Annotated in this window: 3 protein-coding genes; all 3 read right to left on the bottom strand. The window is 69.7% G+C overall.

What is annotated here, in order from left to right:
- Nucleotides 1-51: 51 nt before the first annotated feature.
- On the bottom strand, nt 52-3663 hold the full coding sequence (locus tag ACIRDX_RS17755) for a carboxypeptidase regulatory-like domain-containing protein (protein ID WP_396626775.1): 3612 nt from the start codon (nt 3661-3663) through the stop codon (nt 52-54).
- A gap of 126 nt (nt 3664-3789) precedes the next feature.
- Nucleotides 3790-7491 carry an FG-GAP-like repeat-containing protein gene (locus ACIRDX_RS17750; protein ID WP_396626774.1) on the bottom strand — a complete coding sequence of 1234 codons (3702 nt, stop codon included), beginning with the start codon at nt 7489-7491 and terminating at the stop codon, nt 3790-3792.
- Nucleotides 7492-7574: 83 nt separating this feature from the next.
- A partial coding sequence (locus tag ACIRDX_RS17745; protein WP_396626773.1) for a CRTAC1 family protein occupies nt 7575-9206 on the bottom strand: 1632 nt, incomplete at its 5' end.

The raw sequence follows: 9206 nt of genomic DNA, 5'->3' as shown, positions 1-9206 counted from the left end.
GGCCCCGCTCCCATGTCGAGAGCGGGGCCTTCGGTGAGCGTCAGCGCTGTCCTAGAAGGTGAATCGCGTCATCAGCTGCAGCGTGCGGGGAGCCGCCACGCCGTTGATGGCGCCGAAGCCGTTCGGGCGCACCAGGTTGCCGGCCGCGTCGTACGGCAGGTTGGTGATGGTCCGGTCGGTCAGGCTCGCGAAGTTCGCCGTCGCGTTGACGCCGGTGAACTGCGTGTGGTTCAGCGCGTTGAACATGTCGACACGGAACTCGAAGCGCATGTTCTTCGGGAGCTGGAACGTCTTCGAGATCGACAGGTCGAGGTTGTCGATCGGGGGCGCGCGCAGGAAGAAGCGCGCCGACTCGTTGCCGTTGCTGCCGGGCTGCGGCGGTGCGAAGCAGGCCGTGTTGAACTGCACGTACGGGTCGTTGCTCGAACCGTTGCCCGGGTCGCAGGTGAGGACGATGCGGGCGTTCGGGTTGTCGGTGCCGGTGAGGTTGGTGGCACCGATGCCGGGGATGTTGAAGCCGACACCGTACGGACGGCCGCTGGTCCAGCGGTACACGCCCGAGAGCTGCCAGTTGTTGGCCAGCACGCCGAGGAGGCCCTGCGTGATCTCGGGCGTCTGGTAGATGAAGTTCGCGACGATGTTGTGCGGACGGTCGGTATCGATGTACGAGTAATCGATCGCGCGCAGCGCATCGCCGGTCAGGTTCGGCACGCCGGCCGAGCCGTCGTTGTTGCCGATGCCGAGGGCCTTCGACCAGACGTAGAAGAACGAGAACATGAACCCGTTGTCGTACCGGCGGTTGATGCCGGTCTGCAGCGAGTGGTAGTTCGAGTACGCGTCGTAGCCCCAGTAGCGGATGTTGCCGTAGCCGGGGTACGGCCGCAGCAGGTCGGCCGGCAGGGCCGTGGCGCCGGGCACGGTGCTCGTGCCGACGCGGGTCGGGTCCTGGTTCTGCGGCAGGAACGTCGCGCCGAAGGGCAGGGCGTTGATCTGCTGCTGGCGGAGCAGGTTCTCCGACGTGCTGCCGACGTACGCGAGGTCGAACATGAAGTTGCGGAACAGCTTGCGCTGCATGCCGAGGTTCCACTGCGTGACCTTGGGCGGCACGAAGTCGTACGCCGTCGGGTTCATCGCGAGCACCGGGTTCGGATCGCCGGTGCCGGAGTTCAGGCCCTGCATCGTGCCCCACTGCACCGTGGAGTTCAGCACGCCCGGGGCGTTGGCAATCATGTCGAAGACCATGTTGCCCTGCGGCCGGTCGTAGAAGATGCCCCAGCCGCCGCGGAAGATGGTGACGGCCTCGCCGGTGAGGTCGTAGACGAAGCCGACGCGCGGCGAGACGAGGAACGCGCTGCCGTCCTGCAGTTCGGGGTTGATGCCCTGGCCCGCCTGGAAGGCGCCGTTGAAGCGGTCGCTGCCGGGCGTCAGGCGGCCGATGAAGCGGCCCTCCACGGTGTTGGCGAGCGACGGCGTGACGCCGGCCTGCACGAGGCGCGGGTCCATGCCGCGCCGGTTTGCACCCGTGCAGGGCGAGGCACCGACGCAGACGGGCGTGAACAGGGTCGCGGCCCGGGACGCATTGAACTGATCGGGCAGGAAGTTGGAGGCCTGCTCGGTGTGGTCCCACTGCGGCGTGAGGTAGTAGAAGCGAACACCGTAGTCGAGTGTCAGCTTCTTGCCGGCGCGCCAGTTGTCCTGCACGTAGAACTCGAGGTTCGTGTACCGCCACTCCGGAATCGCGAACTTGTTGGCCTGCGTGTAGGTGTTGAACACGCCGAGCGCCGCGTTGGCGTAGCCGTAGCCCGAGTCGAACGGGTTGTTGCCGTCGTCGGCGAAGTTGATGTTGCCGTTGAAGCTCGCGAAGATGCTCTGCGGCTTGTAGCTGTTCTGGTAGTAGACGCCGGCCTTCGAGTTGTGCGAGCCCCACACGCGCGTGATGTTGGCGTTGACGTCGTGCGTGATGTTCTCGTTGGTGAACGGCCCGCGGTCGGTCTGGTACTGGCCCGCGTTGTTGGTGCGGCCGCCACGGAACTGGAACCACGGCACGTAGTCACCCTGGACCGCCTCCGGGAACAGGTAGGGCAGCCCGGTCAGGCTCGAGTTGGACCGCAGCAGCTTGTCCACCTGCAGCTCGTAGTTGAGCGAGTTGGAGGCGCGACCCCAGCTCACTTCGACCGACGTCGAGTTGTTGATCACGCCGGTGGCCGACAGCATGTAGTTGGAGCCGGGGTTCTTGAACAGCGTCGGCGTCGGGAGCTGGTCGCTGCCGTTGCCGGCCCAGGTGGTGCCGTAGGCCTGGAGCTGGTTGAACGTGGTGTTGTTGTACCGGCCGGTCACGCGCCACTTGTCGCTGACCTGGTAGTCCATGCGCAGCATGTCCTCGCGGCGCGGGTTCTCGTTCGGATCCTGGCTGGTGAAGTTCAGGCCGGCGCCGAGGCCTGCGGCGTTGGCGTCGGGGTAGATGTTCAGGATCGCCAGGCCCGGCTGCCAGAGGCGGTTGGCCGGGACGCGGCCGAGCACACCGCCATCGGCGAAGCAGCCGCGCTGGTCGGCGGGGCCGCACGGCAGGCCGGTCGTGTAGTCACGGATGTAGGGGAACGGATTGCCGCTGGCATCGACGCTCTGCGAGAAGTCGCCGCGGCGCTCGAGGGCGGTCGGCACGCGGGTCTGCCGCTCGGCCGCTGGCTCGGTGCGGCGCTGGTGCTCCTGGCTGAAGAAGAAGAACAGCTTCTTCTTGTCCTGGTTGAAGCCGGGGAAGAACACGGGACCACCGATGGTGAAGCCCATGTCGTCGCGCGACGTCTTCGGCTTGGGAATCTCCGGCGTCACGCGCTTGTTGGTCCATGTGTTGGCGTTCCAGTCGGAGCGGCGGCCGTACCAGTAGCCCGACCCACGGAACTGCTGCGAGCCGCTCTTGGTCACGATCTGGACCTGCGCGCCGGTGGCGCGGCCGTACTCGGCGGCGTACGAGTTGGTGAGCACCTTGAACTCGGCGACCGAGTCGATGTTGGTGGTCGCCATGTTGCCGCCGTTGTTGCCGGTGTCGATGTTGGCGACGCCGTCGATGGTGACGTTGTTGGAGTTCGGGCGCATGCCGTTGACGGTGAAACCGGCCGCGTCGCCGACCTCCACGCCGGCTGCGCCCTGCGGCAGGGCGCCGGGCACGAGGGTCGCGAAGTTGAACACCTGGCGGCCGTTGTTGGCGATGCTGGTCAGCGCCTTGTTCTCGAGGGCGAACGAGCGCTCGCCGTTGGTGGTCTGCAGCTCGCTGACGCGGCTCGAGACCGTCACTTCCTCGGACATCTGGCCGACTTCGAGCGCCATCGCCGGGACCGTGATGCGGTCGTTGGCGTTGACGACGAAGTTGGTCTGCTCGAGGGTCTTGAAGCCCTGGAGCGCGACCTGCATGGTGTAGGAGTCGGGACGGACGATGGCGAAGGTGAAGCGGCCATTCTCGTCGGTGACGGCGGTCTGGGCGTTGCCCTGGGTTCTGCTGGTGAGCGTGACGGTGACGCCCGGGAGCATGCCGCCTTGCTGGTCCGAGACGCTGCCGGTGACGGAGGCGCTGGTGGTTTGCGCCTGCGTTCCTTGAGCGCCCGCCAGCACCAGAACTGCCGCGAGCGCGAGGCGCACGAGGCCCTGGAGCCTTCGGGTGAAGGACATGGTTCCTCCTCGCATCGCGCATGAAGTGGCGATGCCAGTTTGACTCAGAGTGAGACGAAGCGGCCAGAAGATATCGCCGCCGTCACACGGTTGTCAAGCCAATTTGTGAGGCGGTTTGCCTGCCCGTCAGCGGGGGCCGTACTCGCGCAGCAGCGCCATCCCGAGCGGGTGCGTCGGGTTGCGCTGGAGGAGCCGCTGGACGGCGCGCAGGCCTTCGGTCGTCTGCCCCGCCGAGAGGTGAATCTTGGCCAGCGTCACGTACGCGTCCTCGAACGACGGCATCCGCGCGACCAGGTCCTCGAGCAGGGTCACGGCCTCGCCGGCCCGACCCTGTGCGACCAGCGCGAGCGCGAGGTTGTTGGCCGCTTCGCCGTAGGCCGGTCGTCGCTGCAGCGCCTCGCGGAAGCGGCGCTCGGCCGTGGGCAGATCGCCGGCGCGGCCCGCGATGAGCCCGAGGTTGTTGAGTGCCTCCGGGAAGTCCGGCTGGAGCTGCAGCGCCTTTTCGTAGAGCGCGCGCGCCTCGTCGGGTTGCCCACCCAGCAGCAGCGCGTACCCGAGGTTGTTCAGCGCGTCGGGATAGTCCGGCGTCGCCGCGAGCGCCTGCCTGAAGCGCGCCACCGCGCCCGGCAGGTCGCCGTCCTGCGCGATCAGCGTGCCCAGGTCGTTGTGCGCCTCGGCCAGCTTCGGGTCGAGCGCCAGCGCGGCCTCGAACGCCTGTCGTGCCCTGGCCCCCTGGCCCCGCTTGGCCAGCAGGGTGCCGAGCCGGTACAGCACCGCCGCGCTCGGGTTGGACTGCGAGGCGCGCTCGAAGGCGACGATGGCTTCGGCCTCGAGGCCTTGATCGAGCAGGGTGCTTCCGTACGGCAGCCAGTTGCGCGCCGGAATCGCCGCGTGGAACCGGCCCTCGAACGGCAGGGCCCGGGCCAGCCGAATCGGATCGGGCGCGTCCATCACGCCAGCGTCGCGCAGCACGGCCTCCACCGCCACCACATCACGCCACGCACGAACGATGGCGCCCGAGGCATCGATCAACACGGCCGCAGGCAGCGGCACGGGCGGCCGGTTCATGAACAGGTGGCGCCAGGCGATGGCCCAGGTCAGGGCGAGGTCACGCGACGCATGCACGACGGGCACCCCCGCGGGCGCTGCCGCAGCCACGCGTGCGGCAGCCTCCTGCGGATCGAGCGCGATGGCGAGCGTCGCGATGCCCGCAGCCTCCATCTGCCCTCTCGCGCGGCCGAGGCTGGCGAGTGCCTGGACCGACGATGGCGCGTCGGCGCGCCACAGGAGCAGCAGTGCCGGCCGACCCTTCAGCGCGGCCAGCGACCGCGTCGTGCCGCCGAGGTCCGTGGCGCTGAAGTCGGGCGCCGGCACCGGCCGGTAGAACCACGTCGCCGTCGGTGGCGTCGCAGTCGCCGGCGCGGGCATCGCCGCGGGGGCTGCGGTGCCGCGGACCAAGGGGAAGCGCTCGAGCGTCCCGCCCTCGACGAGCCGATACCGCGCGTCGACGGCCACATCGGTGAACTCCTGCTTCAGCCCCGACGGCCAGGTCACGACGACCTTCTTGATGGCCCTGCTCGCGCCGAGCCCGACGAGCACCTCGCGCGAGTGCTGCGACAGGAAGCCCGATCCAGCCTGCACGAGGCGTGTCGCGCGCACGCCGTCGGCCTCGACGTCCACGCGTGCCCCAATGGCGTCGCGGTTGCTCCTCGTGCCCTGCAGTGTCAGGGCGATCACCGATCGCGCGGGGTGATCGTTCCTGAAGATCCGCAGGTGTGGCGCCTGCCGCGCGGCCATCACCGCCAGGTCCGCATCGCCGTCGCGGTCCAGATCGAGTGTGGCAAACGATCGGCCGTCCTGATCGAGGTCGAGGCCCGTCACGCCCGACACGTCGTCGAAGGAGCCCGCGCCGGTGTTGCGGTACAGCACGTTGCGTTGCCGACTCGCAATCGACCCGCGCACCAGTCGTGAGTTGATGGCGCGCCACGCGTCGTCGTAGGGGCCACCGGTGATACGCGTGAGCGGGGAGCGCGCCACGACCTGGCGCCAGAAATAGCTCTCCAGGTCGCGGTCCTGATCGCCGCGCGAGAGCATGCCGTTGGCGACGTACAGGTCCTGCCAGCCGTCGCTGTCGATGTCGAGCGCGTCCGACGACCACGCCCACCGGCCCATCGTGACGCCGGCCTCGATGCTGCGGTCGTCGAACGTGCCGTCGCCCTTGTTGCGGAACAGGCCGTTGCCGCGCGCGTGGCGACGATACGCGTCGCGCACCTCGGCAGGCGCCTCGGGCATGAACGCGGGTGAGGCCGTGACGCGCTGGCCAGCGGCGGCCCACATGTTGCCGGTGAAGATGTCGAGCCGCCCGTCGTTGTCGTAGTCGACGAAGGACGCGCTCATGCCGGCGCCATGGTCGAGCACGCCGGCCTTGGCAGCGACGTCCTCGAAGCGCACGCGGCCCCCCTGGCGCCCGAGGTTGCGGTACAGGTTCTTGGTGCCGAAGTCGTTGGCGACGAGCAGGTCGGGCCAGCCGTCCTCGTCGACGTCGGCCCAGGCGCCCGCGAAGTGATACCGGTCGTTGCCGACGTCGAGCCCGGTGTCCTTCGTGGCCTCGACGAACCTGCCCGTGCCGTCGTTGCGGAACAGCACGCCGGGCGGGCCGTTCCGCGCGTCGTGATAGGGCATCGGCGTACCGGCCTTGTCCTCGCCCGCGCCGAAGAAGTACGAGTACACGCACAGATACGCGTCGAGGAAGCCGTCGCGGTCGTAATCGGCCATCGTCACGCCGGTGAGCACGCCCTGCAGCGGCGCCGCGAACGTGAAGGCGTCGCCGACGATCTCGAAGCGGCCCTTGCCGTCGTTGCGCAGCAGCAGCGGCTGGAGGCTGGTGGCGAGCACCAGGTCCTGGTCGCCATCGTTGTCGACGTCGGCGAAGAGCGACTGCGCCGTGTCGTCGAGCAGGCCCGCGCCAGAGGCGTCGGTGATGTCCTCGAAGGTGCCGTCGCCGCGGTTGCGGAGCAGCCGGTTGGGCAGCCCCGACGGCTGCGCCACGTACAGGTCCTCCAGTCCATCGCCGTCGGCGTCGCCCACCGACACGCCGTGATGGCCGTTGGAGTCGCGCGTGAGGACCGAATCGAGCCGAGACATCCATGTGTCGAGCGGCACGGCGAACTGGCGGGCCACCGGCGTGGCCTGGTCGATCACGCGCGTCGTGATCTCGGCAAACAGCGGCGTCGCGGCCCGCGTCACGGTGTGCGTCGCCGCGACCCACTCGACGACCTGCCACGCCTCGCCCTGGCGGCGCCACACCTGTCGCCACGTCCCGACATGAGCCTGGCGGGCGCCAGCGGCGCCTTCGCTCACGATCTCGAAGCGCACGTCCGTGCGGACGTCGTTGCCCCCCGCGACAGGGGCAATGCCGGTGACGAGGAACTCGGTCACGCGCACGTGGCGCGCGCCATCGACGAGGCTGCGGAGATCGTCGGCGATGGCGGCGGCGTCGTTCCTGGGGGCCGCGTCGACCACCATGCGGCGTACCGCGATGGGAGCCCTCGGCGACGATGCGGGGGGCGCGTCCGCGCGCAGCCGACCGCCTCGGAACCCGGGCGCGAACAGGCCGGTAGGAGGCTGGCCGGGGCGTCCTGACGCCAGCCATGCGCCGACCTCGGCCAGGCGCGCCTCGATGCGCTCGGCGTCGCGCTCGAGCGGGAAGGCATCGCGCCCCGGCTCGAGATGATCGAGGAACGGCACGAGTGCCTCGGGTGTCGCGAGCGGCGGCTGGAAGACCGCGGGCCGTTCCTGTGGCTGCGAAGCCAGCGGCGCGATCGCCATCGAGAGCAGCGCGAGGGTCAGGGCGGCACGGCGAGGTCGACGGGCCGGGCTGGGACAGCCGGCCCTACCGGGGCGGACGCGCATCATCGTGCCGCACCCTGCGGCACGCGGGCCTCCGGCGTCAAGGTGAGCGTGTGGAGTCGGTCGATCGGCAGGCCTGTCCAGCGCCAGCGCGCCCCGCCGGGCATGCGGACGTCGACCTGCACCGGTCCGGCGTGGGGGCCGAGTCCCACCAGCACCCGCAGGTCGCCCTGCGACATGAAGCTGCCTCCCGAGCGGACCTCGCGCACGTACGTCTTCGCGCCGGCGGTGATGGTGACCTTGGCGCCGATGGCGAGGCGGTTGCCGTCGGGCGCGCGCACCTGGACGGTCACCCAGTGATGGCCCGTCGCCTGCCGATTCTCGAGCAGCGTCGGCACATCGTCCATGTTGCTGACCACCACGTCGGGATCGCCGTCGTTGTCGAGGTCGCCCACTGCCATGCCGCGCGACACCTTCGTCACCTGCAGGCCCGCGCCCGCGGTGGCCGAGACGTCGCGGAACGTCGCGTTGCCGGCGTTCAGCAGCAGCTGGTTCTTCTGCGCGTATTGCTCGTCGAGCGCCGGAAACGCGCCGACGTCGGGGAAGATGTGGCCGTTGGCGATGAAGAGATCCTGTCGTCCGTCGAGATCGGCGTCGAGGAACGCGATGCCCCAGCCCATCCGCATGAACGTCGACGTCGCGAACCCGGCGGCCAGGGACGCGTCCTCGAACAGCCCATCGCCGAGGTTGCGGTACAGCGTGTTCCTGTCGTGCGCGAACGCGGTGAGCACCAGGTCCATGCGTCCGTCGCCGTCGGCGTCGCCCGCGTCCACGCCCATGCCCGCCTGCGCGCGCGCCTCGGCGTTCACGCCGACGCCGGCCAGCATCCCCACGCTCTCGAAGCGACCCCGGCCGGTGTTCCTGTACAGGAAGTTCGGGTTCGAGTCGTTGGCCACGAACAGGTCGACGTGCCCATCGTCGTCGACGTCGGTGGGGACGACGCCGAAGCCGTAGGCCTTCGTGTCGTCGACGAGGCCGAAGGCGGCCGTGGCCTCGCGGAAGCGGGCCCCGCCGAGGTTCTCGAAGAAGAGGTCGGCCTCGCCAGGGAGGCCGGCCGGACCCACCATGATCGCGGGACCGTTGCGCCAGCGGAGGGTCTTCTTCGCGCGCAGCACCTCGTCCCACGTGGTCTGGACATACCGGGCGACGTAGAGGTCGAGGTCGCCGTCGGCGTCGGCGTCCAGGAACGCGCAGCCCGTGCTCCAGCCGTCGGTGGCCACGCCTGCCGCGGCGCCGATCTCCTCGAAGGTGCCGCTGCCGCGGTTGCGGTACAGGAGGTTGGGCCCCCAGTTGGTCACGTACAGGTCGACGCGGCCGTCGCCGTCGACGTCGCCGGCACACACGCCGTTGCCCCAGGCCGCGGCATCGACGCCCGCCCGAGCGGAGATGTCCTCGAACTGCCAGTTGCCGCGATTGCGGTAGAGGGCGTTGCGATGCGCCACGCGCTCCCGCGTCGGCGTCAACTCGGCGCCGGTCACCAGGTAGATGTCGAGCAGGCCGTCGTCGTCCACATCCACGAGCGCGACGCCGTTGCCGGGCGACTCGATGATGTGGTCCTTGGTCGGACCGCCATCGAACGTCCGCGTTGCCAGGGGACCGCGCTCGACGAACGTCACGGGGGACTGGAGGGGCGG

Source organism: Luteitalea sp. (assembly GCF_044337415.1).
Classification (GTDB): Bacteria; Acidobacteriota; Vicinamibacteria; order Vicinamibacterales; family Vicinamibacteraceae; genus Luteitalea.
The sequence above is the reverse complement of the archived record's forward strand: the minus strand, read 5'-3'. Positions and strand labels throughout refer to the sequence as shown.

Coding starts and splice junctions, on each gene's coding strand:
- ACIRDX_RS17755 (WP_396626775.1), bottom strand. CDS start 3,663: ATGTCCTTCACCCGAAGGCTCCAGGGCCTCGTGCGCCTCGCGCTCGCG.
- ACIRDX_RS17750 (WP_396626774.1), bottom strand. CDS start 7,491: ATGGCGATCGCGCCGCTGGCTTCGCAGCCACAGGAACGGCCCGCGGTC.